Raw genomic sequence first — 24,596 nt, 5'->3', positions numbered from 1 at the left:
CGGCGAGGCGCGGGTCCAAGAGTCGGGACAGGGCTTAAACCAGCCCCCCCGTGGTTTCAAGGGGGCATAAACATGACTGATCCGCTCAGGTAAGCAGGCTGTCTGCGACCTGCTCCCAGGATATCGAACAACCACCAGTTATCCGCGCCGATTTCGACGAAAAAGGGGCCTGGCGCGCACCGATACGCACCCGGCCCCTGCTCTCTTTCGCCACAACACATGCCCGTGATCCCGGCCCGCCGGCGGGCGCTGCCGTCACAATGGAATCAGAAGCGACGGTCCGGATGCGCGCCGCGCCTCCGAGCGGTGTTCACTTTTGCCCGAAGTCCTTGTTTTGTCGCGTTTCCGAACCGGATAAGTGGTGCCCACTTATCCTGGAAACACTCTAGAGGTGCAGGGCAAGGCCGGCGGCCAGCCTCAGATCGTTCATCCCTGCCCCCCATTTGCCGGTGCCCAGGGCTTCGCCGCGCACGGTGAGATAGTCGGTCATGCCGTATTCGACACCGCCGCCCAAGGCGTAGCCCATGGACCCCGAGACGAGGCCCGTACCGGCCGTCGCGTAAGCCAGCGCCTGCCCGAACGACATGCCGCCCTTGCCCAGGATCAGGGCATCGAGGCTGGGGGACGCCGCAAAGTCCGCCCCGAGCTGGGCTTCGACGCCGAACACCGCGCTGTCGATGGCGACATTGACGCCGGTGAAGATGCCCGCACTGGCCGATGTCGTCCCGAGCGGAACGCCGCCGCCATAGACGCCGGCGTAAAACCCGTTCCAGTCGAACCCATAGCCCGTGCCGCCATAGCCATATGGCCCATAATCCTGGGCGGCCGCCGGGAACGTCAAGCCTGCGGCCGCGACGACGACTGCCGCGATGCGCGTAGCTGCCCACATGAACGTCACTCCATTAAGGTTAATTGACGCCCATTATTGGCCCAAGCCGTGCGAGCTCAAGCGAAGCTTACCAACGTGGATAAGACTTTACTAAAATTGCGCCCATCGGCGGCGCATAAAAAAGCGGCCCCGCAATGCGGAGCCGCCCTTGAGATCGTTCAAATTCGGCCGCACCCCCGATTGGCCGAAGTCCGATCTTAGAAGTGGAAGTTCGCGCCGATGGTGAACTTGTGGATGTCGCCGGCGTTGACCGAACCGCTGCCCTGCTCCCAGCCATGGACATAGCGGGCGTCCAGCGACACGCTGTCGGCAACGGCGAATTCGGCGCCGAGACCGGCCAGGATGTGATCGCCCGAACCAACGCTGTCGAGGTCCGAACCGTAACCGACGGTGCCGTAGAGCAGCACTTGGGGGGCCAGGGCCACACCGGCGCGGACGGTGCCTTCGACATAGGCGAAGTCAGAGGTCGCGAAGAGATAGTCGACGGCCAGCTCGCCACCGAGGACGAACATGTCGAAAGCGGCGTTGGCACCGATTTCGAGACCCACGAGGCCATAGCTGTCGGTGGTGGCGGTGTTGTTTTCGACGCCGACGCGGACACCGGCATAGAGGCCGTTCCAATCGAAGATGGACGGAGCCGGAGCGACCGGGGTGACCGGCACGGGCATGATCGGGTCGGCGGCCTGGGCGGCGGACGCGACGGCCACCGTTGCGGCGGCAGCGAGAAGAGTGGTCTTCAGGAAGTTCATAACAGCACCTCAAATGCGCGGGGGGTTAGCTTGGAATCCATATTGCCCAAGTCTCGACCGATTCCAATCCCCTCCTCGCCATAATTGCACAATGCTGCCTTAAATGGGCATCCCGTGTGACTTTTGGAACACAGGTTTATCGCCTAACCCTTGGAAACCCATACGCGAAAAGGGCGGCTCCCCGGTTGGGAAGCCGCCCCGAAGGCAAATTCGCCGGGCGCGATCAGAAGTGGAAGTTCGCGCCGATGGTGAACTTGTGAACGTCGCTGGCACCGGCGGCGCCGCTCTGTTCCCAACCATAGAGGTACTGGCCGCGGACCGAGACGTCGTCGGTGGCCGCGAATTCGAGACCGCCGCCAGCGAGGACGTGGTCGCCCGGGCCGGTGGCCGCATCAAAGTCCGTGCCGTAGCCGATGGCGCCATAGGCGAGCAGTTCGTCGGTCACGAGAACACCGCCACGGGCCAGAGCCGAACCGTAGGCATAGGTGTCGGGATCATCGAAGACGCCTTCGATGGAGACTTCAGCACCGACCAGGAAGAAGTCGAACTGGCTGTTCACACCGGCCTGGGCGCCGAGGGCCCAGCTGGTGTCGCCCGGCACGGTTTCGTTCTGCACGCCACCGCTGATACCGGCATAAAAGCCGTTCCAGTCGAAGCCGCTGCCCATGTCGACGACGGGAGCAGGCGGAATGATGGGAGCGGGGACGCCAATGGCGTCGGCAGCGAGGGCACCACCGGCGGCGGCAGTGGAAACGGCGGCGGCAAGGGCCAGCGTCTTGAGGGTTTTCATCGTATTCTCCTTTTTACCGGCTGGTGTGCAACAAATGGATGCCGGTGTGCATCGGTTCCGGGCCGCTACGCAGCCAGGGCCGGGAGTGTTGCCCTGCTGCCACAACGCGTGTCGGACGGAACGATACCGATGCGATGAGCCGGACAATCGGTTCCGACTGCGGACGAAGTGGGGCCGGCAAGTGGCAGGAATGCGGCAAGGGAAATATGTTGCTCAAATGCCACGCAATCATGGTTAAGCCATGGTAAATTCTATCGAATTCCAAACCGAAGCAAAGCCGTTCCCGAGCCTTCACAGCGGGGTTGGAGATTGAAAACGGACTGGATAAACTCGCCCCCTTGGCAGAGCGGCAAAGGGGACCGGCCATGGGTGATGCGGACACGATGGCAGAGTCTCTCGATGAGGCCAAAGTGGGCGCGTTGATTCGGGCACGGCGGCACAATCTGCGGCTGACCCTGCAGTCGCTGGGCGATCTTTCCGGCGTTTCGGTGGGCTATCTCAGCCAGGTCGAGCGGGACCAGGCCTCGCCTTCGCTGAGCACCCTGACCGCCATTGCGCGCGCCCTCGATGTGGGGGTGGATTATTTCATCGCCGCGCCCAGGGCCCAGGATGCGCTGACCCGCGCCGGCCGGCGCATGCGGTTTTCGGTGGACCGCTCGTCGGTGTCCTATGAGCGGCTGCATGCGGAGTTTCCCGGCAGCGTGCTCTCCGCCTTCCTCATCACCATCGGTCCCGGCTATCGCTCGGAGACCGCCCATCACGAGGGCGAGGAGATCGTCTATGTGCTCGAAGGCCGGCTGACCGTGCGCATCGAGGACGAGGTCACCGTGCTGGGCGCCGGCGACAGTTTCCATTTCCGCGGCAATCGCAGCCATAGCTGGTCGAACGAAAGCGCCGATCCGGTCAAGCTGATGTGGTCGGGCACGCTGACCATGTTCCGCTCCGGCCCCGAGCCGGTCGCCCAATAGAATCGTGTCGGTTGCGATCTTCATCGTTGGCTGGCGATCGGTAAATAAAGGCAACCGCTGCGAACGAAACATCGCTCGATAGTAATTTGCGCTCTATGCATACTTAAATTTTCGCATGGCTGACATTCCAATCGGCCTGTTGCGCTTAGCGAGAGATTCACAGCTACTTAGCGCCAAGCCGATAAGAGGTGGCCGGTTGGTATCCCGGCGCCATAGCTCCAGCTTTGGTACTCGTCGCTCTCGCGTCCCATCGGCACCAATCGCAATTTGCGCGGATGGTGCTGGCGTGGACGTGGTGTCCGCCAGCCTTCGCGCCATGGAGGCCGCCTTGCCGAAAAAGACCACCCTCGTTCTTCAGATCGCCATGACTTTCATGATGGCTCTCGCCATGTCCGGCACGCTCGGGTTCATCAGCCTTGGCTGGGAGTTTGGAGGGCTGTGGCTGCAGACATTCCTCATCGCCTGGCCCATTGCCTTCATTTATACCCGCATCATTAACCCGATCGCCTTCAAGATCGCTTTCAAAATTGCGCCGCCTCACCGAGGATGAGAGCCCGGGGTTCGCCTGTCTGCCTGCAGCTTCCAATCGAGCGTGAACATGGCTCACCCGAACGCAATCATTAGCCCAGCAATGGGCGAGAACAGCGCCGCCAAAAACACAATCAGCCACACGCGACCGTCCAGCGGCTCGGCCCAGCAGGCAAAGCTGATGAACACGACGAGGGCCACAGCGAAGTATGCGGCTACGATCCACCAGATCATCACCTTCTCCTGCGATTGCTCCTCGAATTAACACCCTTGCCTCTTTGGGCCACCTAGCCTATCGCTGTCGGCATTCCTTGGTCTCGCCGATCAGGGGATTTGGCCCGGTCGGAGTTTCCACCTCCTGGCCGGGCCATTCATTTCCAGCAGCATCCGCCCCGAACGTGACTGACATGAAAAAGCCCGCTCGAAAGCGGGCAGCGCATGCGTTCTCTTTATTCTCTCAGTGCTAGCAGGAAAAGTTTGGTTGCTTCTCGACCTCTGTCAGCTCCTCTGATACAGGATTCAAGCGGCGTACTTTGGAACTACCGCTAGATTGTACCTGAACGGTTGCGCATTGAGGTTCTGGTTCATCTTCTTCAGCAACCCCCTCATTGGCGAGTTATCTTGCTTCACGTGTAGGCTGAAATCGCTACTTCTCACGTTCACGGCCATAGCTATCGCAGATCGCATTAGCTGCTCGGCGACGCCCTTTCGGCGGTGTTCGGGAAGAACGTAGAGAACATTCACCATGAATGCGGGGGGAATGTCATCCTCCCCCAAAATGTAGGTCAGGAACCCGACAAGATCCGCAGGATCTCTCCCCTGGCCGGAGAAAGCAAGCAGCGCTCGGGTGCGGCCGGGATAAATCGAATGCGCGCTGAACTGCCCTTCGCGTTCAGCCGTTTTCATTACGCTGAACAAGTGATCGGCCCACGCGCTGTTCAAAATCTTGTCGACGACGACACTTGGATTGCCCGCCACACCTGCCCTCTCCGGCCGTTTCTGTTTGTCGGTGATATCGCGGCGGCGTCATGTGGGCCAGTTAGTCGAAGGTCCCCATAGACAGGCCGCTAGCGGCTGGCAGGTCGAGGATATCCTGGTCGGTCTGAATAGTGCGGACCTGGCCACGTTCGATCGTATATACGTGCGATGTCTCGACCGCGCTCAGCCCTTCGATCTGAAGGCCGTGGTTTGGATACCGGCTGCTCTTCGGGATGAGGATTTTTATTTGTTCCGGTTTTCGACCAACGCCTTGGCGCGAAAAAGAGCGGGCGAGGCGAGAAGACCTTCCTCTATCTGCTCTGGCGTCAGGAGAGATTAGGGGCCGAGACCTTGATCCATTTTTTGTCGCGTCGATGCGCGTTGCGCCCACTCGTGACAAGAAAAAGGCTTCACCAGAACACTGATGAAGCCCTAACCTTTGATATCAAAGGCAAATTCGATGGAGGCGTCGACCGGAATCGAACCGGTATACACGGATTTGCAATCCGCTGCGTAACCACTCCGCCACGACGCCTCTGGCGCGGTTTCTCCTAGGTTCGGCCTCTTCTGTCAAGGGATCGTTTTGCGCGCAGACAGCCGTTCCGCCGCTTCAAGCACGATACTGACGAAGCCCGCGCGATGAGCTATTCTTGCTTCCGGGACTCAACAAGGAGGGGATGCCCATGGATATCACGGCAATAATCGCACAACTTATCGGCGGGGCGGCGGGGGGCGCCGGTTCCGGCAAGGCCATCAAGGACGCCGATATGGGCACCGTCGTCAACGCCATTGTCGGCGCAATCGGCGGGCTCGGCGGCGGCGGCATCACCGGAGCGCTGCTGGGCGGCGCGGCCGGGAGTGGCGATATCGGCGCGCTGGCCGCTCAACTGGTCGGCGGCGGCGTCGGTGGCGTCGTTCTTCAAGTGATCGTCGGCTTCATCAAGAACAAGATGGTGGCGAAATAGCCCGAAGGGGGGCAGTCACGGCTGCCTCCCTTTTTCATCGGCGCGCAGCGCCCGGGGGATTGATGCACGATTCGACGTTTCCATCCCGCCTCGGCCATCCCATGGCTACCCGATGAACGCGCCCCGACCGATCGGCCTCATCCTCGCGGGCGGCGCGGGCCGGCGCCTGGGGCGCGTGCGCAAGGATCAGCTGCGCCTCGGCAACATTGCCCTTCTCGATCGGGTTCGGGCCATCCTCGAACCGGGCTGCGCGGCGGTGATCGTCTCCACCGGCGCCGACGCCCTGTTTGCCGCCGATCTCCCCAACCTTCCCGACGACCCCGCCGCCGTGCAGGGGCCGGCCGCCGGGCTTTTGGCCGGCGCGCGCTGGTGCACGGTGCAATTCCCCGGGGCGCCCATGGTTTCGGTGCCGGTCGATTCCCCCTTCTTTCCAGCCGATTTCCCGATTCGGGCGGCGGCCCTTCTCGCGGACGGCATCGGGTGCGTCACCGGGGCCTATGAGGGGCGCGATTACCCCACCAGCGCGCTGTGGAACCCCGCGGCGCTGCGGCAGGCCCTCGAGGCCCTGCCCCATGCCCCCCGCGGCCCGCGGGTGCGCGATATCCAGCAGGCGCTGGGAGTCCGTCATCTCGATTATGCGAATCTGACGCCGCTGAATCCCTTTGCCGGCATCAACACCCTGCCCGAGCTTCTGAGCCGGGCGCGGGAACTGGATCGGCGACGCAATTAGGGGTTGGCAAGCGCCGTCAAATTGGCTAGATGATCGCCACCTGCCGAGCAGGCTACACGTTCCCCGGTAGCTCAGTGGTAGAGCAACCGGCTGTTAACCGGTTGGTCGCTGGTTCGAATCCGGCCCGGGGAGCCATTCCTGCCTGAAGCGCAGGACATCCAACACAATCAACATTTTCACCCGCTCAAGCGTCACACCCGCAGTCTCTGCGCGGTGCGCGCGTGGCCGCGTATATGATCATGGCCGCCGCAACGCGTCCGCAAAAGACATAAAGATATCTTTATATCCCCGTTGACATGGTGCGGCGATTGCGGCAGTCTGCCCTCGTCCACGGTCCCCGCGAGGGGATAACAGGGAATCCGGCAAGGGTCTTGGCCCCAGTCCGGAGCTGCCCCCGCAACTGTAGGCGGTGATGGGCGCCCAAAGGCCACTGGAATGTTCCGGGAAGGCGGGCGCCTCGTTCGAACCGCGAGCCAGGAGACCTACCGTGGATGGTGTTTTCCCTTTTGGCCGATCGGGGTGGATCGGTTCGAGGACATGATGATGATCGACGCACGCTCCCTCCTTTCGCGCCCTCATTGCCGCATGCGAATGCGCGTGGCCTGACTGCAGGCCCTTCATTTCCCACGCATTTCCCGTTTCTGTCTGCGCCGCCTTACGCCAGGCGCGCGGCCCGTTTCCGCATGAGGCAAATCCATGACCGTTTCCGCCAATCTCGGCTTTCCCCGCATCGGCGCGCATCGCGAGCTCAAATTCGCGCTTGAATCCTGCTGGAAGGACGCGACGCCCAAATCCGACCTTCTGGCGACCGCCGCGCAATTGCGCGCCCGCCACTGGCAGCTGCAACAGGCCGCCGGCATCGATGTCATCCCCTCCAACGACTTCACCCTTTACGACCACGTCCTCGACATGGCCCTCGCCTTGGGCGTGATTCCCGAGCGTTTCGCCGATCTGCGCGGGGGCGATCCGCTCGATCTCTATTTCGCCTGCGCGCGCGGCACCGACACCGCCCCGGCCATGGAGATGACCAAGTGGTTCGATACCAATTATCACTATATCGTCCCTGAATTCGCCCCCGATCAGGCCTTCAGCTTGTCCTCGACCAAGATCATCGACGAGTTCCGCGAGGCTCAGGCGCTCGGCATCGCAACGCGGCCCGTGCTGCTCGGCCCGGTCACCCTGCTCTCGCTGGGCAAGGCCAAGGGCGATGTCTCGCCCATAGCGCTGATCGACAAGGTCCTTCCGGTCTATGCGGAAATCCTCGCCACGCTCAAGGCCATCGGCGCCCAATGGGTGCAGATCGACGAACCCGTTCTGGTGCTCGATCTGGACGAGCGGCAGAAGGCGGCGCTGGAATTTTCGCTTCGCACGCCGGCGCCCATTGCGCCCAGCATCATGCTCACCAGCTATTTCGGTGCGCTTGGCGACAATCTCGACCTCGCCGCCGGGCTGCCGGTGGCCGGGCTGCATGTCGATCTGGTGCGCGCGCCGGAACAGTTCGAGCCCGTGCTGGCGGCTTTGCGCGACAAGCCGACCCACATCTCGCTGGGGCTGATCGATGGCCGCAACATCTGGCGCGCTGATCTGGCGGCAAAATTCGCCTTTGTGCGCCGCGCCTGGGACCTTGTCGGCCCCGACCGCCTGCAGATCGCGCCCTCCTGCTCGCTGCTGCACACCCCGATCGATCTCGACTTCGAAACCGATCTCGATCCGGAACTGAAATCCTGGCTCGCCTTTTCCCGGCAGAAACTCGAAGAGGTCCAGGCCCTCACCCTCGCCATTCAACATGGCGAAGGCGCGGCTCGCGAGGCCTTCACGGCAAGCAGCAAGGCCCTCGCGAGCCGCAAAGCCTCCGAACGCACCCACAATGCCCATGTGCGCGAACGGGTCGCCTCCATCACCCCCGACCAGCTCGAGCGCACCAGCTCTTTTGCGGTCCGCGATGCCATTCAGAAGAAGCGGTTCAACCTGCCGCTCTTTCCCACCACCACCATCGGCTCGTTCCCCCAGACCAGGGATGTGCGCCAGGCCCGCGCCGCCAGCAAGCGCGGCGACCTCGATGCCGCCGGTTACGATGCCTTCCTCAAGGACAAGACCAGGGAATGCGTCGCCATTCAGGAGGAATTGGGCCTCGACGTGCTCGTCCATGGCGAGTTCGAGCGCAACGACATGGTGGAATATTTCGGCGAGCAATTGGAGGGGTTTGCCTTCACCCGCAATGGCTGGGTGCAGTCCTATGGCTCGCGCTGCGTCAAGCCGCCGGTGATCTTCGGCGACGTCTCCCGCCCCGGCCCATGACGGTGGCATGGTCCGCCTACGCCCAGTCGCTGACCGACAAACCCATGAAAGGCATGCTCACCGGCCCGGTCACCATCCTGCAATGGAGCTTCGTGCGCGACGACCAGCAGCGCGCCGAAACCTGCCGTCAGATCGCGCTGGCGATCCGCGACGAGGTGCTCGACCTCGAAAATTCCGGCATCGGCATGATCCAGATCGACGAGCCGGCCCTGCGCGAGGGCCTGCCGCTGCGCAAGGCCGATTGGGCCGCCTATCTCGCCTGGGCCGTCGATTGCTTCAGGCTTTCGGCCGCCGGCGTCTCCGACCGGACGCAGATCCACACCCATATGTGCTATGCCGAATTCAACGACATCATGGACGCGATCGCCGCCCTCGACGCCGACGTGATCTCCATCGAGACTTCGCGCTCGGACATGGAGCTGCTCGAAGCCTTCGGCACCTTCAATTATCCCAACGCCATCGGCCCCGGCGTCTGGGATATCCACTCGCCCCGGGTGCCGGACACCCAGGCCATGCGGGCCCTGCTGGACAAGGCGCTGGAAACCATTCCTGCCCAGCGCCTCTGGATCAATCCCGATTGCGGCCTCAAGACCCGCGACTGGCCGGAGACCAGGGCGTCGCTGGTCCAGCTCGTGGATGCAGCACGGCAATTGCGGGCCGTAAGCCCCTGATCCTCCAGCCGTTGGCTACCCCCTCGGCCCGAAGCAGGGCCCAGGGGGAAAGCCTCCGGCCTAGCGGATGACCAGCACGGGGATCTTGCTGGTGGCCACCACTTCGGCCGTCTGGCTGCCCAGCATCAGGCGCTGGATGCCGCGGCGGCCATGCGAGGACATGATGATCAGGTCGGCCTGGTTTTCCGTCGCGGCCTCGATGATTCCCTCGGCCGGCGGGCGTTCGGCGACGTGCTCGGTCCTGATCGTCACCCCGGCCGTACGAGCCTTCTCGCTCGCCGATTCGAGGATGCGGTTCGCCTCCTTTTCCATGGCGGCGCGGAACGTCTCGAAAGGATTGTGGCCCCGGTTCACCTCTTCGGCGATCTCGCGATAGGACATGAGTTCATTGGCGGTCACCGTGACCACGGTCACCGCGGCGCCCAGGCTCTTGGCGAGGGCGAGGCCGTGATCGAGCCCTTTTTGCGCGAGTTCGGATCCATCGGTGGCGATGAGAATGTGCTTGTACATGTTTCCTCCAAAACCAGACCGGGCAATATTGCAGGATGGCGATGGCGGAGTCCATGACGGCGCGCCCGACTTCGCCATGTGCAAACCGGGCCCGCCGCTTGAACCCCATACCGGCATGCGGCATAGTCAGGGGACCTTTCCGCCGGAGAGCACGATGATCAGGCTCGCAAGACTTTTCGCGTTCTGTGCGGTGGTCGGCGTTGCGTCCCCCGCCGTCGCCCAGCCCCTGATGCAGCTTTGCCGCCCCGTGGTTACGGGCGCCTCCGTCGCCCTGCCCGCCGCCTATGTGCCCGGAGACCTGCCGCAGGGGGATGCGGCGGCGTTCCTCGCCGGTGAGACCGATGATTGCCCGCAATGCGACCTCAAGGGCGCGCAATTGCAGCGGCGCGACCTGTCGGGGGCCGATCTGCGCGGGGCCGATCTTTCCGGCGCCTCGCTGCATCGCGCCCGCCTGCTCGAGACGCAGCTCGACGGCGCCAACCTTGCGGGTGCCAATCTCAACCTCGCCGATCTCAAGGGGGCGTCCCTCCTCGCCGCCGATCTGCGCGGGGCGCTGCTCTATCGCGCCGATCTCAGCCGCGCCCATCTGGGCGACGCGGACCTCAGCGGGGCGCGGTTGCAGAACGCCCGCCTCGGCCAGGCCGAGATGTGGCGCACGCGGTTCACCGGCGCGCTGGCCATGGCCACCAATCTCTCGGCCGCCAATCTGCGCGGCGCCGATCTGCAACTGGCCAATTTCCAGGGCGCCGATTTCCAGCGCAGCGACCTGCGCGACGCCAGCCTCACCAATGGCGGCTTCATCGGCGCAAATTTCTCCTCGGCCAATCTCGCGCAGGTTTCGGCCTTCAACGCCGACTTCCTCGACGCCGATTTCCTCAATGCGCGCATGGCCAATGCCGATCTGCGCAATGTCCGCTTCGACGGCGCGATCCTCACCTGCGTCGAGTTCCAGAACGCCATCCTGGGCCGGGTGCAGTTCTAACAAGGACTATTTTCGGATCATCTCGAAATAGGCATCGCTGACGAACAGCCCCGGCTGCACCACGTCGAAATCGTCGACGAAGGCCTGACCGATGCGATGGTGATAATGCTGGCGGATGGTCATTTCGACCCCATCGGCCGAGAGCACGCATTCCTGGTCCGGCTGGAAGCTGCCGACCGGGGTGCTGCCGGGGCCGAGCGCCAGCGGGCTGCATTCCCAATCGCCGGGAAAGTGCCGGCGCAGCATATTGCCCAGGGCCCAATGGTCGTCGCGCTGGGCCGGCTCGGTGCCGCGCGGGTCCGAGACGATCCGTATCCCCTGCACCGTGCCGCCTTCGTCCAGCAGCACCGAGGCCACGACGGGAATGCCGAACACCTGCGTGCCCTCGCACATGGCGATGCGGCGCTGCTGTTCCAGCGCGCGGGCGACGAATTCCTCTTCGTCGTCATAGCGGAAATAGACTTCGTGCCAGCCGCGCTGATCGGGGTTGCATTGCAGGTAATCGCCGAACCCCTGCAACGGACGGCCCGGCGGGCCGCCATTGCTGCCGCAGGCATAGTCCCCGAAGCCGGTGGGCAAGTCCGACACCGCCGCGCCGAGGGAAATATCCCAGACGGTCGGCCGGCCGGCACACGCCATGGCGGCCTCGGCGCCGATGGCGGCGAAAAGGCCCAGGGACAGGGCGGCGATGCGCGCGAAACGCGTTGTCATGAGCGAAGCCCCAGAACCACGAGCACGAAAATCGGCTCGGAAATGCCCATTTCCGGCGGCCGGTAGGAGAGGTCCGGCGTAAAGGCATTGCCGCCGACCACGATGGCGATGCGCTGCTGGCCGTCGACCTCGAAGGTCACCGGCGGGATCGGGGCGAGCGAACCGAATTTGCGGCTCCATACCGGTTCGAGGGTTTCCTCGTCCAGCGCGTGGAGCGTTCCCTCGGCAGTCATGGCGAAGACAAGCCCGCCCGCCGTGGCGAGCGCGCCGCCATGCACGGGGAAATCGAACAGGCGCTGCGCCACGAGGGCCCCGGTCTGCGGATCGATGGCCGAGAGCATGCCCAGATTGCCCGCCGCGCCGGCATAATAGGCCCCGAGCCAGCCGGGGGCCGAATAGGTCTTGATGACGGGCAGGTTTTCCGTGAGGCATCCATCGGCGCCGGCGCCATAGGCCAGGCCGGTGCGCGGGCTGAACGCCGCGACATAGGCCGGATCGCCGAGGATATTGGGGCAATCGGCCCGGTTGGCCCAGGCGGTGTCCAGTCCGCCCCCCTCGCCCGTCTCCGGCCGGCCGTCGAGCGGATCGACCCCCGGCCAGAGCGGGCCGAGCACATGGCCGGTGGCGCTGCGCAAGCTGCCATCCGCCATATCGAGGGCATAGGCATAGCCATTATTGCCGAAATGCATGAGGACGGGATCGGCGCCGTCGAGAGCGGCCAATTGATGCGTTCCGGCCTCGGAAAAGCCGTTCGGATCGCTCCCGGGCACATATTGGAAGTGCCAGCGGACCGCGCCCGTCTCGACGTCGATGGCGATGGCGCTGTTGGATCGGCTCGCCCCGGCATCGCCTGCAAAGGGGGCGAAGCGCGGGACCGGAGCCCCCGTCCCCCACACGGTCAGCCCGGTGGCGGGGTCATAGACCCCGGTCTGGAAAATCGTGCCGCCGCCGATCGGGCCGGGCGCGCCACCCTCGGCGAGGGTATCGACCCGCCACAGATGGTCGCCGGTCTCCGCGTCGATGGCGTCGATGCGGCCGGCAGCGCCGCGATCAAAGCCCCCGCCCCCGACGATGATGCGGTCGCCGGCCACCAGCGGCGGCGCGACGATGGTATAGCCCTCGGTCGGATCGCCGATAGCGACCGAGCGGGCCGTCTCGCCCGTCTCCTTGTCGATCCAGTGCAGGTGCCCGTCGGCGGAGGTGGCGATCACGTAATCGCCGTGGAAGGCCAGTCCCCGGCTGGGCTCGAGCCAGCTGTCGAGGTCGCGCTGGCCGGCATCGTTGCGCCAGACCACCGCGCCGCGCCGATGGGCATCGAGCTTGTTCACCCGCCCATTGCCGTCCACGATATAGAGGAAGCCGTCCTCGACCAGCGGGCTGATGGGCAGGGCATCCTGGAAACTGCCGCCGCCCTGCAACAGCCCGCCCAGGGGCACGCTGTAGAGCTCGACCAGTTGCGAGACGGTTTCGGCATTGATGGCGTCGAGCCCGGAATAGCGCGCGCCGTCATAGGAGCCCAGATGCATGAGCCAGTTCTGCGGCTCGTCCCGGGCATGAAGGAGCCGGTCGGCCGTCACCTCGCGGGCCCCTGCGTTCGCCACGGCCGCGCACAGCACAATAGCAAGTCCAAGGCACCGCACAGGAGCGGGGAGTGAAACCATGCTGCGCGTCTTTCGGCTGCGAACGATCATGCGCCGCCTCCGGGAAAACCGAAGGCGGCGCATGCACTATACCATATTAGGAGTCAGGAAGCGCGAACACCCAGATCACGCCGCCGGTGGGAACGGTATCGCCGGGGGCGAACCGATCCGGATAGGAGGCTGCGAGCCGGCTCTGCATGCCCGCCGCGTCGATGCCCCAGCCGGCCTGGACGGCGATATACTGCTTGCCGTCGACCGCGAACGAGCTCGGCACGCCGATCACGCCGGAATTGAGCCGCTGCTCCCAGACCACGTCGCCGGTTTCGGCGTCGAAGGCGCGGAACATGGAGTCATTGGTGCCGCCGCCGAACACGAGACCGCCGGCCGTAGCCATCAGCGGGCCCCAGTTCTGCGAGTCGGGGAACTCGTGGCTCCAGACCTGCTCGCCAGTCGAGAGGTCCCAGGCCTGCACTTCACCGATATGGGTCGCACCCTCGACCATATAGAGCTCGGATACGTCGCCCTGCGTGCCGCGCGTGAAGCTGGCGCCCGGCTGGTATTCAACGACCGTGCCGCCCTGCATGCGGGTGCACAGATTCTCGTTGGCAGGGATGTAGACGTAATTGGTGTCGGGGCTGTAGGCGATCGGAGGCCAGTCCTTGCCGCCCCAGAAGGACGGACAGAAATCGCCCATGATGCCGGTGCCCGGCTTGGTGCCTTCGGCGTATTCCACATAGCCGGTGTCCGGATCCATATTGCCGATCCAGTTTTCGGCCACATAGGGCGTGCCCTTGATGAAGTTGATCGGGCCTTCGGCCGTGCGCTCGAGCTCCCACAGCACGCCGTTGCGCGCCGCATGCACGAGGCCCGGCACCAGTTCGCCGTCCCGTCCGGGCAGGTCGACGAGAATGGGCGCCGCCACTTCGTCCCAGTCGAAGGAGTCGTTGGGATGATACTGGAAGTGCCCCTTGATCTCGCCGGTTTCCGGATCGAGCGCCACGACCGAGGTGACATAGAGGTTGTCGCCGGGCCGCTGGTCGCCCATCCATGGGCCGCCATTGCCGGTGCCCCAATAGATGAGATTGGTCTCGGGGTCGTACTGGCCGGTGACCCAGCTCGATGCACCGCCGGTTATCCAGGCGTCCTCGAACTCGTCGCCCGGCTGCGGCCAGGTTTCCGAACCCGGCTCGCCGGGAGCGGGAACGAGATGGGTCCGCCAGGCCTCTTCGCCAGTCTCGGCGTCATAGGCGGCGATATAGCCGCGAATGCCGCGTTCACCGCCCGAGGTGCCCACGACCACCTTGCCATCCACCACCAGCGGGGCGAGGTTGGCATAATAGCCGTTGCGGTAGTTCTCCATGGTGGCGCTCCAGACTTCCGAACCGGAAGCCGCGTCGATCGCCACCAGCACGGAATCGCGCGAGATGAAGTAGATCTTGTCGTCCCAGAAGCCCACGCCACGGTTGGTGGGGTGGGAACCGAGCATGTCGGCGGGCAGCGGACGCTGATAGCGCCACAGGATTTCGCCCGACGCCGCGTCGATGGCGAGCACCTGGTTGCCGGCCGTCGAGACGAACATCTTGCCGTCGATGACCATGGGCGGCGCTTCGTGGCCTTCGGCGTATCCGGTCGAGATGGTCCAGACGGGCTGAAGCTCCTGCACGTTTTCGGCCGTGACCTGGTCGAGCGGGCTGTAGCCCCAGCCGTCATAGGTGCGGCGATAGCCGGGCCAGTCCTCGGGCGCGGGGTTGGTCAGCATTTCGGCGGTTACCGGCGTATAGTCGGAAATGACCACCGGCTTGGCCGGGGCCTGGGGAGCGCCGGCTGCGGTCGGCGCCGCGGATGGAGCGGCAGGAGGTCCCGGAGGTGCGGCCGGCCCCGCCGGGGCCTGCGCCAGGCTGGTCGAGGCCAGCAAAGCGGCAATACCCATGCCGATCAGATGAGATGCAGCCAATTTTCTTAACACGGCAAAAATCCTCCTCTTGCCTCATTGCGCATATGATCTGCGCGTATGAACCGCATGAACCCCTGACGCTGGCCCTATAGGCCGCGCCCGTTCCGGGCCCTATGCGGTGTCGCCGCCCACTCTCCCGTCGAATGGTGCCTTCACCACGATTCTCCCGTCTTCCATCGCCAGCGCGAGGGCCGGCAATTTGCGGGTGGCGGGGCCTTGAATGACGGCCCCGTTCTGGCGCGGATCGAAGCGCGAGAAATGGCAGGGACATTCCATATGGAAAGAGTCGGCGATCCAGTCGGTCACTTCGCAGGCGGCATGGGTGCAGATGGCGGTCTGCGCCACCACGCCCTCGGCGGCGTATTCCTGCCCCTCGGGGCTGAGCACCGCCGGGTCCCACCGCGTCAGGACCAGAAGATTGTAAAGCGTCCCGTTGCGCACCGTATCGGTGGCCGGGTCCACGGGCCATGCCTGCACCTGGCCCGCATTGGGCACGAGGCTGTCCGGGGTCAGGGGCGTCGTGCGATCCTCCCCGCCGGCAAAGACCAGATAGTCGCCCGGTGCGGGAGGCGCCGTCGCAATATCGTCCTGGGCGGATGCAGGCAGGACGGAAAGACCGGCCAGCCCGGCCATGCCGCCGAGAACAGTCCGCCTGTCGACCTGGAAGCGGCACAGGACGGGTGAAGATTGTGAGGAATCGGAATTCTTTTTCAACTGAACTGATCCTGGTTTCGTGTTGGGTGAGGTCGCCTTTTTGTGGCGCCAACGGGGCAGTTTTCGTGACTTGCTCCCTCAGCTCGACAACACGCTATACCTCTCCCAAATGGCGGGCAAGCCAATTTGCTAAAACTTTTCTAGCTGCCTATTTGCTGACTACTTTCCTCATGTTTATAGAGATCCGGCCGCAACTTGGCGTCTGCTTGCAACCGACGGTTTACGGGGGCTTGCAGCTGTTCGGATCAGGGCCGCGCGCGGCGGCGGATGAAGCCGCGCTGCGGGTCATAGGCCCGCGCGGCCAGCAGAAAACAGACGATCGCCGTCCCGATGACCACGAGCAGCGCCGTGCCGTTGAACTTGCCATAGGCGGCATAGCGCACCAGTTCCACCGCATGGGTGAAGGGGTTACCGTTCGACAGCACGTAGAGATAGCTCGCCCCGCTCTCGCGCAGGCGCCACAGGGGGTAGAGCGCCGAGGAGAGGAAGAACATGGGGAAGATGACGAAGTTCATCGTCCCGGCGAAATTTTCCAGCTGCCGCACGGCGATCGAGAGCAGCAGGCCGATCGAGCCCAGCATCAGCCCCGAGATCAGCAGCGCCGGCAGCATATAGAGCCAGCCGCTCCACGGGATGGAGATGCCCATCATATGCGCCACCGCGAGGAAGGCGTAGCATTGCACGATCGAGAGCAGCGTCCCGGCGATCAGCTTGCACAGCAGCAGATACCATCGCGGCAGCGGCGCGGTCAGCAGCAGCCGCATGGTGCCCACCTCGCGGTCATAGACCAGCGACAGCGAGGACTGCATCCCGTTGAACAGCAGCACGATGCCCAGCAGGCCCGGCACGATATAGACCTGATAGGGGATATAGGTGTTGTAGGGCTCGATGGGCGAGACGCCGAACAGGTTCTGCATGCCGGCGGCGAACACCACCAGCCACAGGGCCGGCCGCACCACCGCCGAGGCCAGCCGTCCGTATTGATGCAGGAACTTGGTCAGCTCGCGAAAGACGATGCCGCGCATGGCCCGCGCGGCATGCATTATCGTTCCGGCCCGCGCCGTCCGGTTGGCGTGGGGGGTCGGCACGAGGTCAGAACTGGCATTGGGAGCGCGGCTCATCGACGCCCAGCGTATCCAGATCGTTGGTCTCGTGCAGGAAGCCCTCGATGGGCGCCAGTTCGACCACCACATTACCGGCCGCCAGCAGCATGCCCTGGCGCAATTGATGGTCCCAGGGGCGCACGCTCATGGGATTGCCCTTGGAGCCGTCGAGATTCATGCGCTCGCCGAGGAGATAGTCGCGCACCGGCTCGTATTCGGTCGATTCCGAGCGCAGCACCGATTGGGTCACCGCCCGCACCGCGGCCCAGGCCGCCCAATCGAAGCGGTGCATGTAGCGGTCGGCCATGGCCTCGAAACGGGCATTGACCTGCGGTGCGCCCTGGCGCCACCACGCCCAGTGCCAGGCCTCGCCGACCAGCCCTGCCCCGCCGACCACCGGCCGGGGCAGATTGGTGTGATAAGGCACGTCGTGAGCGAATTCGCCGGAACTGTCGGCGACGAACACCGCGTCGTAATTGCCGCCCTCGGTCATCAGCGCCACATTGTTCTGCTCGCGCATCCGGGGATCGGCGCCGAGGACGAAGGGGCGGACATCGACGATATTGGCGCCGAAAAAGCCCGCCGATTCCCGCACCGCGTCGGCGATCGCCGCGTCGTCGGCAAGCGGGCCCTGCAGGACGAGGATATTGGTCCAGCGCTTGGAGACCAGGTATTGCACCACGGCGTCGGTCATCATGCGGTAGCTGGGGATGGTGTGCACCACGTTGAACCTGCACTGCTCGGCCCGGAGGCTGTCCTGTTCCGCCGAGACGTTGAACAGCGTCACCGGCTGCCCCTCCACCGCGTCGGCCAGCGCCACCAGCATGTCGGCCGGCAGGTCCGCGACGACGAAATGCACGCCCTCCTCCACCCAGCCCCCGACCGTATCGGCGAGGCTTTCTACGGAATCGCCGCTCGCTTCGCGCAGGGTGAAGTCGACATTGATCACCCGCCCGATTTGCTCGGCATCGACGATGCCCAGTTGCGCGCCGTCGATGCTGCGGCCCCAGGGCCGGGCCGGCACGAGGAAGCGCGCCAGGGTGAGGTCGTAGCGCGGGTCCTCCGCGAGGTCGAGATAGCCGATGGCCATCTCGGCCGGGGCCGCGTCCTGGGCAAGGACCGGCACCGGCACCGGCGCCACGGCCAGCATCAGGGCCAGGGTGAGGTTACGCGGGGTCATAATCCACCACGATCGAATGCGGAACCCGTCCGGTCTGGATCGATCTTATATTGGTGCGGGTGTCCAGGTCGATGATCGACATATCGTCGCTCAGCCCGTTGGTGACGTAGAGCTGGGTGCCGTCGGCGCTGAGCGCCAGGCTCCACGCGCGGGCCCCCACCAGCGTATAGCCCTCGATCTCCCGCGTCGCGACATTGACATAGGCGATGTGGTTGGCGCGGCCCAGCGTCACATACATGGTGCTGCCGTCTTCCGAGAGCAGGATGCCCACCGGGGTGACGTCCACGGCGCGGAAGCCGGGCGGCAGGAATTCGAGCTGGTCGATGACCATGTTGGTCTCGCGGTCGATGATGGTCACCGAGCCGGAAAGCTCGTCGCTCACCCACAGCTCGGCCCCGTCCGCCGCGATCTCGAAGCGGCGCGGGCGTGTGCCGACGATCACATTGTCCACCACCGTGCCCGAGACCGTATCGATGACATGCACCATGTCGGCGATTTCCGAGGTCACGTAGAGGGTCTGCTCGTCATCGGTCAGCAGCACGCCTTCCGGCTCGGCCCCGGTCGGGATTTCGTGCACGATGACCTTGGTCTCGACGTCGATGATCTGGGCCGTCGAATTTTCTTCGTTGGACACGTAGATCAGCGATTCATCGGCGTTGAGGACGAACATTTCCGGGCTGCGGCCGGTGGGGATGTAGTCCACCACGCTGAGCGTCGCGATGTCGATGACGTCGATGACGTCGTCCTGCCCGCAGGCCACATAGAGCAGGGTATGGTCCGCGTTGAGCTTCATGTCGCGCGGACGGCTCGATGTGGGAATTTCCGAGATCAGCTCGAAATCGCGGGCCGGATCGAACACGAGGATATTGTTGCTGCGCTCATTGCTGACGAAGACATAGCCCGTACCGGCCGCTTCGGCCGGGGCCGTGAAGGCCAGCGCAAGCGCCAGCCCTGCCGCCGCAGACGACAGCATGTATCTGTTGAGCCTTTGAACGACCATGACGGTTCTCCCAAGTCAAATGGACCGACGCGCCCCGAAAGGCGCGAAACTCAACGCACCACGAACGTGCCCGAGAGGCCCCTGTCCTGGAAGCCCGGCGCGAAGAACTGGTAGTTGCCCGGACGAATGGGAACGAAAGAAATGGCCAGCGTGCCCTCGTCGTCGAACTCGACGCCGTAGATGGCGCCGGAGGTGTGCACTTCCAGATCGTTGATCACCACCTGGTTGATCCAGGAATTGCGGAACAGGTCCGGCGCCTGGATCATCACTTCCTCCAGGCCGTCATGGGTGATTTCCCAGATATAATATTTGCCGGTTTCCAGCTGGAATTCGGTGTTGGAAAAACTCAGGTCGCGGGAATCGATGGAGAGTTCGAGCCGCTCGGGTTGCGAGGCCAGATTGCCTTCGGCCTGAACGCTGGCCACGCTCCCAAGCACCATACCTGCCGCACAGGCGGCCACGAGCCAATTTCGCATGAAAATGTCCTCCCCATTTCTGCTATAATTGCCAAAACTTGAGTAGCACGATAATTCGAGCGAGACAATCAAGTCACGGATCGGGCATCGTTTCTTGAGAACGGCGCGGGAAGGACCTGGATGGACATGAGTCATTTCGAAACCGCGCTCCTCGTGGAAAACGTCAGCAAATCCTATGGCGAGGTGAAAGCCCTCCAAGACGTTTCCCTCTCGGTGCGACGCGGGGAATTCGTGGCGCTTCTGGGGCCGAACGGGGCCGGAAAATCCACCCTGCTGCAATTGCTCACCGGGCTTTTCGTCCCCGATAGCGGCCATATCGCCGTGCTCGGCAAGGACATGAGCCGGCAGGCGACTCAGGCGCTGGCAGATATCGGGGTGGTCTTCCAGCAGCAGACCCTCGACCTCGAACTGACCGTGCGGGCCAATCTGCTGTTTCACGCCGACCTGCACGGCCTTGGCCGCGCGCTGGCCCGGGAGCGCATTGCCGCCATTCTCGAGGAATACGGGCTGAGTGACGTCGCCTCGGCGCGGGCCCGCACCCTGAGCGGGGGCAATCGCCGGCGCGTCGAACTGGCCCGCGCCCGCCTCCACCGCCCCAGCGTGCTGCTCATGGATGAGGCGACGGTGGGGCTCGATCCCAACAGCCGGCGCGCGCTGCTCGAAGAAGTGAAGCGCCTCACCACCGAGGAACGGATCAGCGTCCTGTGGACGACGCATCTGATCGACGAGGTGCAGCACGCCGACCGCATGGTGATGCTGGACAAGGGCCGCGTCATCTATGACGGCACCGCCGCCGCCCTGCTCGAACGCGAGGGCAGCGACGACCTCACCCAGACCATCCTCGCCATGATGGGCGGCAAGGGCCCGGAAGTGGTGCTTTCCCGCCCGGCCCATGACGGGCTCGCCTGACCGGCCGCTGGAACCAAGACGCCCTCGCCGCTGTTTAGCGGATTCGGGGGCGCTTCCCCCGATCACCGCGACAGGAGCAGACCATGACCACGCACAAGGTCGGTTATTTTATCGGCAGCCTCGCCAAGGAGTCCATCAACCGCAAGCTCGCCCAGGCGCTGGTACGGCTGGCGCCGCCCGAACTCGACATGGAGGAGATTCCCTTCCGGGACCTTCCCCTCTACAGCTATGACTATGACGCCGACTATCCGCCGGCCGCCCGCGCGCTCAAGCACGCCATCGCCTCGGTCGATGCGGTTCTGTTCGTCACCCCCGAATATAATCGCTCGATCCCCGGCGGGCTCAAGAACGCCATCGACTGGGCCAGCCGGCCCTGGGGGCAGAATTCCTTCGCCCGCAAGCCGTCGGCGGTGATCGGGGCCTCGATCGGCGCCATCGGCACCGCGGTGGCCCAGCAGAGCCTGCGCAGCGTGCTCAGCTTCTGCAATTCGCCGCAGATGAACGCGCCGGAAGCCTATATCCATTTCACGCCCGATCTCATCACCGACAGCGGCGAAGTGACCGTGGCCTCGACCGAGGAGTTCCTGCGCAACTACATGGCGGAGTTCAAGATCTTCATCGCCCGCGTGCTGCAGGTCCTGCCGCGGGACGCCTGAGGAGTGTTTCCAGGATAAGTGGGCACCACTTATCCGGTTCGGAAACGCGACAAGACAAGAACACAGGCGCTGCGCCAAATTTGATTCAGAGTTTTCTCCCAGCCCCTTTGCATCGCCGATAGCAATACCTATATATCGTCGCGCAGTCCGGGCCCCTCTGGCGCAGCGCTCTTGATCGCTACGTGATGTCGGAACTGTTCCAACTTAACATGGAGAAGGTCCGGCGATGGATTTCGCATCATTTCTGTTCTCAGAGTTTCTGGACACGCCTGTCTGGTTCTGGCTCGCCTTTATCGGCGTCGTCACCGCAATCCTGGTGTTCGATCTCGGCTTTCTGCACAAGGAGCAGAAAGAGATCAGCGCCCGGGAGAGCTTCCTGCTCTACGGCATGTACGTGCTCGTGGCCTGTGCGTTCGGCGCCTGGGTCTGGTTCGTGCGCGGCGCCGAGTCGGGGCTCGAATTCTTTACCGGCTACATCATCGAGCAGTCGCTCGCGATGGACAACATCTTCGTCATCGCGACCATCTTCGCCTTTCTGGGCGTGCCGCGGCTCTATCAGTACCGCGTGCTGTTCTGGGGCATTATCGGCGTTCTGGTGTTCCGCGCCATCCTGATCGGCGCGGGCGTGGCCCTGGTCAACGCCTTCGAGCCGATCCTCTTCGTTTTCGGCGCCTTCCTCATCTTCACCGGCATCCGCATGTTCCGCAAGGTCGACGAGGACGACGACATCGAGAACAACAAGATCCTCAAATTCCTGCGCAAGCGCTTCCGCATAACGCCGCAGTTCCACGGCACCAAGTTCCTGGTGCAGCAGCCCCATCCCCAGACCGGCAAGCTGGTCCTGTGGCTGACCCCGCTGGCCGTTGCGCTGATCATGGTCGAGATCGTCGACGTGATCTTCGCGGTCGATTCCGTGCCGGCGATCTTCGCCATCACCCAGGACCCGTTCATCGTCTACACGTCCAACGTGTTTGCCGTGCTCGGCCTGCGGGCGCTGTTCTTCGCCCTTTCCGCCGCCATGGCGCGCTTCCGCTATCTGCAGACCGCGCTGGCCATCATCTTGGTCTATGTGGGCATCAAGATCTCGCTGGTGCCGCTCGGCATCCATATCGACACGCTGCTGTCGCTGATCTTCACCATCGGCACGCTGGTCCTGGGGGTGCTCTATTCCCTCTGGAAGACCCGCAACGATCCGCCGCTGGAGGTGCAGGACAAGCCCGTCGCGGCCAAGGATCTCGAGAGCACCGACGCGCCGCATCCCTGACGGCGGCTTGACGGGTCCGTAAGCCGGACGTACATCTGGAAAACTCAGCGCGGCGCAGGCTTCTGCGCCGCGTCTATTTTTTAGAGTATGTCATGACTTCCACCGCCACAGCGACTCCCCAACCTGTCCGGCAGGCGACCTCCCTTTGGGTGCTGTTCGCCGTCAGCTTCTCCCATCTGCTCAACGACCTGATGCAGGCCCTGCTGCCGGCGGTCTATCCGCTGCTGCGCGAACTCTATGCCCTCGATTTCACCCAAATCGGGCTCATCACCCTGGTCAACCAGCTGACGGCGTCGTTTTTCCAGCCGCTGGTCGGGCTCTATACCGACAAATACCCAAAACCCTTCTCGCTGCCGATCGCCATGTGCTCGACCCTGGCCGGTCTTTTGCTGCTGTCGGTTGCCGACAGCTTTCCCATGCTGCTGGTCGCCGCGGCGCTGATCGGCCTCGGCTCGTCGATCTTCCACCCCGAGGCGTCGCGGGTCTCGCGCATGGCGTCGGGCGGCCGTCTGGGCTTTGCGCAATCGCTGTTCCAGGTGGGCGGCAATGTGGGGACGGCCATCGGGCCGCTGCTCGCCGCCTTCATCATCCTGCCGCGCGGCCAGGGCCCGGTGGCCTGGTTCGCGGGCGTCGCCATCCTGGCCATCGCCGTCCTGCTCGCGGTCAGCACCTGGTACGCCGGGCAGAATGCCAATGCCGGCCCGGCCCCGGTCCTGCGGCGCAGCGCGGCGATCTCGCGCCAGCGCCTCGTCGGCGCCTTCGCGGTCATCGCCGTGCTGATCATGAGCAAGAACGTCTATATGGCCACGATGACGAGCTTTTACGCCTTCTTTCTCATCGAACGCTTCAGCCTCGACGCCTCGACGGCGCAGCTCTATCTCTTCGTCTTCCTCGGCGCGGCGGCGGCCGGCACCTTTATCGGCGGGCCGATCGGCGACCGCGTGGGGCGCAAGATGGTGATCTGGGTTTCCATTCTCGGTCCCCTGCCCTTCACCCTGGCCCTGCCCTATGTGGGTCTGGAGACGGCGATCGTCTTCACCGCGCTGATCGGCTTCATCCTCGCCTCGGCCTTCTCGGCCATCGTGGTCTATGCGCAGGAATTGCTGCCGGGCCGGGTCGGCATGATCGCCGGGCTGATGTTCGGCTTCGCCTTCGGGATCGGCGCGCTCGGCGCTTCGCTGATGGGGGTGGTCGCCGACCGCACCAGCATCGAATTCGTGTTCCGGCTCTGCGCCTTCCTGCCGCTGGCCGGGCTGCTGACCGCTCTGCTTCCCGATACCGGAGACTGACCGATGTCCGACGCGACCGAAAACACCATCACCCTCGCCCGCACCATCGATGCGCCGGTCGAGGAGATTTTCGCGGCCTGGACCGATCCGGCGCTGCTCGAGCAATGGCAGGCCGACCATGTGGAGTTCGAGCCCTTCGAGGGCGGCAGCTTCCGCTTAGAAACCGAGGACGACGCGCAGCCGGGCCGGTCCCTGGTGGTCACCGGCACCGTGGTGAGCTTCGAAGAGGACCATAAGCTGGTCGAGCTCTGGCACCCGGAAGGGGGCGCGCCGGACGAGGACAGCACGCTCATCGTCACCTTCGAATCCCTGGGCGCCGCGCGGACGCGCCTGTCGCTGGTCGAGATCGCCGCCGCCCATGCCGATCCGCAATCGCGGATTTTCGCCATGGAAGCCTGGGACGCCGCGCTCGGAGAACTCGCCGACCTGCTGGAATAGGGCGCGACCCTAAAGCGTGAGGCGCGCGTAAAGGCTTTCGGCCATCTGCTCGGGCTTTTCCGTTTCCCCATGCAGGGTGATGGCGGCGCGCTCGGGCGCTTCGAAGGGGCTGTCGATGCCGGTGAAGTTGGTGATCTGGCCGGCCCGGGCTTTTGCATAGAGCCCCTTGGGGTCCCGCGCCTCGCAGATCGCCAGCGGGGTGTC

At 64.3% G+C, this 24,596-nt stretch carries 25 protein-coding genes, 2 tRNA genes, 1 pseudogene and 1 riboswitch; of the genes and pseudogenes, 12 read left to right on the top strand and 16 right to left on the bottom strand.

Annotated features, from left to right (window positions below; translation table 11 throughout):
• Positions 1-385: 385 nt before the first annotated feature.
• From DVH29_RS07005 to DVH29_RS06995, 3 genes are all read right to left on the bottom strand, one after another.
• Positions 386-889 carry a hypothetical protein gene (locus DVH29_RS07005; protein ID WP_147276026.1) on the bottom strand — a complete coding sequence of 168 codons (504 nt, stop codon included), beginning with the start codon at positions 887-889 and terminating at the stop codon, positions 386-388.
• A gap of 197 nt (positions 890-1,086) precedes the next feature.
• Positions 1,087-1,638 carry an outer membrane protein gene (locus DVH29_RS07000; protein ID WP_114645457.1) on the bottom strand — a complete coding sequence of 184 codons (552 nt, stop codon included), beginning with the start codon at positions 1,636-1,638 and terminating at the stop codon, positions 1,087-1,089.
• Between the two features lie 223 nt (positions 1,639-1,861).
• Positions 1,862-2,428, bottom strand: a complete 567-nt coding sequence (locus DVH29_RS06995) for an outer membrane protein (protein ID WP_114645456.1) — start codon at positions 2,426-2,428, stop codon at positions 1,862-1,864.
• A 365-nt stretch (positions 2,429-2,793) separates the two neighbouring features.
• Between DVH29_RS06995 and DVH29_RS06990 the strand changes: the two genes are divergently transcribed.
• A complete protein-coding gene (locus DVH29_RS06990; protein WP_114645455.1) occupies positions 2,794-3,396 on the top strand; it encodes a helix-turn-helix domain-containing protein in 603 nt (200 codons plus the stop codon).
• Positions 3,397-3,682: 286 nt separating this feature from the next.
• Entirely contained in the window at positions 3,683-3,946 is a 264-nt protein-coding gene (locus DVH29_RS16365; protein ID WP_158541595.1) for a DUF2798 domain-containing protein, read from the top strand.
• Between the two features lie 53 nt (positions 3,947-3,999).
• On the opposite strand, the gene DVH29_RS16360 is transcribed toward DVH29_RS16365, so the two are convergent.
• From DVH29_RS16360 to DVH29_RS06975, 3 genes are all read right to left on the bottom strand, one after another.
• Entirely contained in the window at positions 4,000-4,158 is a 159-nt protein-coding gene (locus DVH29_RS16360; protein WP_158541594.1) for a hypothetical protein, read from the bottom strand.
• A 285-nt stretch (positions 4,159-4,443) separates the two neighbouring features.
• Positions 4,444-4,902 (bottom strand): GNAT family N-acetyltransferase, encoded by a 459-nt coding sequence (locus tag DVH29_RS06980; RefSeq protein ID WP_147276025.1) that lies wholly within the window; start codon positions 4,900-4,902, stop codon positions 4,444-4,446.
• Positions 4,903-5,363: 461 nt separating this feature from the next.
• A tRNA-Cys gene (locus DVH29_RS06975) sits at positions 5,364-5,437 on the bottom strand.
• 148 nt (positions 5,438-5,585) lie between these two features.
• On the opposite strand from DVH29_RS06975, the gene DVH29_RS06970 reads away from it, so the two are divergent.
• The 4 genes and pseudogenes from DVH29_RS06970 to metE all read left to right on the top strand — a co-directional run bounded on the left by DVH29_RS06970 (position 5,586) and on the right by metE (position 9,566).
• A complete protein-coding gene (locus tag DVH29_RS06970) occupies positions 5,586-5,867 on the top strand; it encodes a hypothetical protein (protein ID WP_114645452.1) in 282 nt (93 codons plus the stop codon).
• A 112-nt stretch (positions 5,868-5,979) separates the two neighbouring features.
• On the top strand, positions 5,980-6,597 hold the full coding sequence (gene mobA / locus DVH29_RS06965; RefSeq protein WP_114645451.1) for a molybdenum cofactor guanylyltransferase: 618 nt from the start codon (positions 5,980-5,982) through the stop codon (positions 6,595-6,597).
• Between the two features lie 60 nt (positions 6,598-6,657).
• A tRNA-Asn gene (locus DVH29_RS06960) sits at positions 6,658-6,732 on the top strand.
• 179 nt (positions 6,733-6,911) lie between these two features.
• Positions 6,912-7,101: riboswitch (cobalamin riboswitch) on the top strand.
• A 192-nt stretch (positions 7,102-7,293) separates the two neighbouring features.
• A pseudogene (gene metE, locus DVH29_RS06955) lies at positions 7,294-9,566 on the top strand (5-methyltetrahydropteroyltriglutamate--homocysteine S-methyltransferase).
• 60 nt (positions 9,567-9,626) lie between these two features.
• Here the strand turns inward: metE and DVH29_RS06950 are convergent.
• Positions 9,627-10,076, bottom strand: a complete 450-nt coding sequence (locus DVH29_RS06950) for a universal stress protein (RefSeq protein ID WP_114645450.1) — start codon at positions 10,074-10,076, stop codon at positions 9,627-9,629.
• Positions 10,077-10,230: 154 nt separating this feature from the next.
• Between DVH29_RS06950 and DVH29_RS06945 the strand changes: the two genes are divergently transcribed.
• Positions 10,231-11,058, top strand: a complete 828-nt coding sequence (locus tag DVH29_RS06945; RefSeq protein WP_158541593.1) for a pentapeptide repeat-containing protein — start codon at positions 10,231-10,233, stop codon at positions 11,056-11,058.
• A 6-nt stretch (positions 11,059-11,064) separates the two neighbouring features.
• Here the strand turns inward: DVH29_RS06945 and DVH29_RS06940 are convergent, their stop codons facing one another.
• The 8 genes from DVH29_RS06940 to DVH29_RS06905 all read right to left on the bottom strand — a co-directional run bounded on the left by DVH29_RS06940 (position 11,065) and on the right by DVH29_RS06905 (position 19,836).
• Positions 11,065-11,769 (bottom strand): hypothetical protein, encoded by a 705-nt coding sequence (locus tag DVH29_RS06940; protein WP_114645448.1) that lies wholly within the window; start codon positions 11,767-11,769, stop codon positions 11,065-11,067.
• A complete protein-coding gene (locus DVH29_RS06935; protein WP_158541592.1) occupies positions 11,766-13,370 on the bottom strand; it encodes an outer membrane protein assembly factor BamB family protein in 1,605 nt (534 codons plus the stop codon). The genes DVH29_RS06940 and DVH29_RS06935 overlap by 4 nt, the downstream gene beginning before the upstream one ends.
• Positions 13,371-13,506: 136 nt before the next feature.
• Positions 13,507-15,168, bottom strand: a complete 1,662-nt coding sequence (locus DVH29_RS06930; RefSeq protein ID WP_114645446.1) for a PQQ-dependent dehydrogenase, methanol/ethanol family — start codon at positions 15,166-15,168, stop codon at positions 13,507-13,509.
• 306 nt (positions 15,169-15,474) lie between these two features.
• Positions 15,475-16,077: a QcrA and Rieske domain-containing protein gene (locus DVH29_RS06925; RefSeq protein ID WP_147276024.1), complete on the bottom strand. Its 603-nt coding sequence runs from the start codon at positions 16,075-16,077 to the stop codon at positions 15,475-15,477.
• A 245-nt stretch (positions 16,078-16,322) separates the two neighbouring features.
• Positions 16,323-17,198 carry an ABC transporter permease gene (locus DVH29_RS06920; protein ID WP_439331615.1) on the bottom strand — a complete coding sequence of 292 codons (876 nt, stop codon included), beginning with the start codon at positions 17,196-17,198 and terminating at the stop codon, positions 16,323-16,325.
• Positions 17,170-18,360, bottom strand: coding sequence for an ABC transporter substrate-binding protein (locus DVH29_RS06915; RefSeq protein WP_114645444.1), 1,191 nt, complete (start codon positions 18,358-18,360; stop codon positions 17,170-17,172). The genes DVH29_RS06920 and DVH29_RS06915 overlap by 29 nt, the downstream gene beginning before the upstream one ends.
• The gene (locus DVH29_RS06910) at positions 18,347-19,360 is read right to left on the bottom strand and encodes a PQQ-dependent catabolism-associated beta-propeller protein (protein ID WP_245944907.1); all 1,014 of its coding nucleotides are present in this window, start codon (positions 19,358-19,360) and stop codon (positions 18,347-18,349) included. Before DVH29_RS06910 ends, DVH29_RS06915 begins: the two co-directional genes overlap by 14 nt.
• Before the next feature lie 50 nt (positions 19,361-19,410).
• The gene (locus DVH29_RS06905) at positions 19,411-19,836 is read right to left on the bottom strand and encodes a cupredoxin domain-containing protein (protein WP_114645443.1); all 426 of its coding nucleotides are present in this window, start codon (positions 19,834-19,836) and stop codon (positions 19,411-19,413) included.
• 126 nt (positions 19,837-19,962) lie between these two features.
• On the opposite strand from DVH29_RS06905, the gene DVH29_RS06900 reads away from it, so the two are divergent.
• The 5 genes from DVH29_RS06900 (at position 19,963) to DVH29_RS06880 (ending at position 24,392) form a co-directional block, all read left to right on the top strand.
• Entirely contained in the window at positions 19,963-20,745 is a 783-nt protein-coding gene (locus DVH29_RS06900) for an ABC transporter ATP-binding protein (protein WP_114645582.1), read from the top strand.
• A gap of 83 nt (positions 20,746-20,828) precedes the next feature.
• The gene (locus tag DVH29_RS06895; protein ID WP_114645442.1) at positions 20,829-21,401 is read left to right on the top strand and encodes an NADPH-dependent FMN reductase; all 573 of its coding nucleotides are present in this window, start codon (positions 20,829-20,831) and stop codon (positions 21,399-21,401) included.
• Positions 21,402-21,627: 226 nt separating this feature from the next.
• Positions 21,628-22,665, top strand: coding sequence for a TerC family protein (locus DVH29_RS06890; protein WP_114645441.1), 1,038 nt, complete (start codon positions 21,628-21,630; stop codon positions 22,663-22,665).
• Between the two features lie 92 nt (positions 22,666-22,757).
• Positions 22,758-23,954: an MFS transporter gene (locus DVH29_RS06885; RefSeq protein WP_114645440.1), complete on the top strand. Its 1,197-nt coding sequence runs from the start codon at positions 22,758-22,760 to the stop codon at positions 23,952-23,954.
• 3 nt (positions 23,955-23,957) lie between these two features.
• The gene (locus DVH29_RS06880; RefSeq protein WP_114645439.1) at positions 23,958-24,392 is read left to right on the top strand and encodes an SRPBCC family protein; all 435 of its coding nucleotides are present in this window, start codon (positions 23,958-23,960) and stop codon (positions 24,390-24,392) included.
• 9 nt (positions 24,393-24,401) lie between these two features.
• On the opposite strand, the gene DVH29_RS06875 is transcribed toward DVH29_RS06880, so the two are convergent.
• Positions 24,402-24,596, bottom strand: a 195-nt coding sequence (locus tag DVH29_RS06875; protein WP_114645438.1) for an adenylyl-sulfate kinase, incomplete at its 5' end; no start/stop codon positions are given.

It is taken from the genome of Pelagibacterium lacus, assembly GCF_003345525.1.
Taxonomy (GTDB): domain Bacteria; phylum Pseudomonadota; class Alphaproteobacteria; order Rhizobiales; family Devosiaceae; genus Pelagibacterium; species Pelagibacterium lacus.
This window is presented reverse-complemented; position numbering and strand designations above follow the sequence as displayed.

What these genes read in the sequence shown, in the direction of transcription:
- DVH29_RS06945 (WP_158541593.1), top strand. Translation starts at nt 10,231, where the DNA reads ATGATCAGGCTCGCAAGACTTTTCGCGTTCTGTGCGGTGGTCGGCGTT.
- DVH29_RS06915 (WP_114645444.1), bottom strand. Translation starts at nt 18,360, where the DNA reads ATGACCCCGCGTAACCTCACCCTGGCCCTGATGCTGGCCGTGGCGCCG.
- DVH29_RS06990 (WP_114645455.1), top strand. Translation starts at nt 2,794, where the DNA reads ATGGGTGATGCGGACACGATGGCAGAGTCTCTCGATGAGGCCAAAGTG.
- DVH29_RS06940 (WP_114645448.1), bottom strand. Translation starts at nt 11,769, where the DNA reads ATGACAACGCGTTTCGCGCGCATCGCCGCCCTGTCCCTGGGCCTTTTC.
- DVH29_RS07005 (WP_147276026.1), bottom strand. Translation starts at nt 889, where the DNA reads ATGTGGGCAGCTACGCGCATCGCGGCAGTCGTCGTCGCGGCCGCAGGC.
- DVH29_RS06890 (WP_114645441.1), top strand. Translation starts at nt 21,628, where the DNA reads ATGGATTTCGCATCATTTCTGTTCTCAGAGTTTCTGGACACGCCTGTC.
- DVH29_RS06920 (WP_439331615.1), bottom strand. Translation starts at nt 17,198, where the DNA reads ATGAGCCGCGCTCCCAATGCCAGTTCTGACCTCGTGCCGACCCCCCAC.
- DVH29_RS06910 (WP_245944907.1), bottom strand. Translation starts at nt 19,360, where the DNA reads ATGGTCGTTCAAAGGCTCAACAGATACATGCTGTCGTCTGCGGCGGCA.
- DVH29_RS16360 (WP_158541594.1), bottom strand. Translation starts at nt 4,158, where the DNA reads ATGATCTGGTGGATCGTAGCCGCATACTTCGCTGTGGCCCTCGTCGTG.
- DVH29_RS06995 (WP_114645456.1), bottom strand. Translation starts at nt 2,428, where the DNA reads ATGAAAACCCTCAAGACGCTGGCCCTTGCCGCCGCCGTTTCCACTGCC.
- DVH29_RS06950 (WP_114645450.1), bottom strand. Translation starts at nt 10,076, where the DNA reads ATGTACAAGCACATTCTCATCGCCACCGATGGATCCGAACTCGCGCAA.
- DVH29_RS06905 (WP_114645443.1), bottom strand. Translation starts at nt 19,836, where the DNA reads ATGCGAAATTGGCTCGTGGCCGCCTGTGCGGCAGGTATGGTGCTTGGG.
- DVH29_RS07000 (WP_114645457.1), bottom strand. Translation starts at nt 1,638, where the DNA reads ATGAACTTCCTGAAGACCACTCTTCTCGCTGCCGCCGCAACGGTGGCC.
- mobA (WP_114645451.1), top strand. Translation starts at nt 5,980, where the DNA reads ATGAACGCGCCCCGACCGATCGGCCTCATCCTCGCGGGCGGCGCGGGC.
- DVH29_RS06880 (WP_114645439.1), top strand. Translation starts at nt 23,958, where the DNA reads ATGTCCGACGCGACCGAAAACACCATCACCCTCGCCCGCACCATCGAT.
- DVH29_RS06885 (WP_114645440.1), top strand. Translation starts at nt 22,758, where the DNA reads ATGACTTCCACCGCCACAGCGACTCCCCAACCTGTCCGGCAGGCGACC.
- DVH29_RS06900 (WP_114645582.1), top strand. Translation starts at nt 19,963, where the DNA reads ATGAGTCATTTCGAAACCGCGCTCCTCGTGGAAAACGTCAGCAAATCC.
- DVH29_RS06930 (WP_114645446.1), bottom strand. Translation starts at nt 15,168, where the DNA reads ATGCTGACCAACCCCGCGCCCGAGGACTGGCCCGGCTATCGCCGCACC.
- DVH29_RS06970 (WP_114645452.1), top strand. Translation starts at nt 5,586, where the DNA reads ATGGATATCACGGCAATAATCGCACAACTTATCGGCGGGGCGGCGGGG.
- DVH29_RS06895 (WP_114645442.1), top strand. Translation starts at nt 20,829, where the DNA reads ATGACCACGCACAAGGTCGGTTATTTTATCGGCAGCCTCGCCAAGGAG.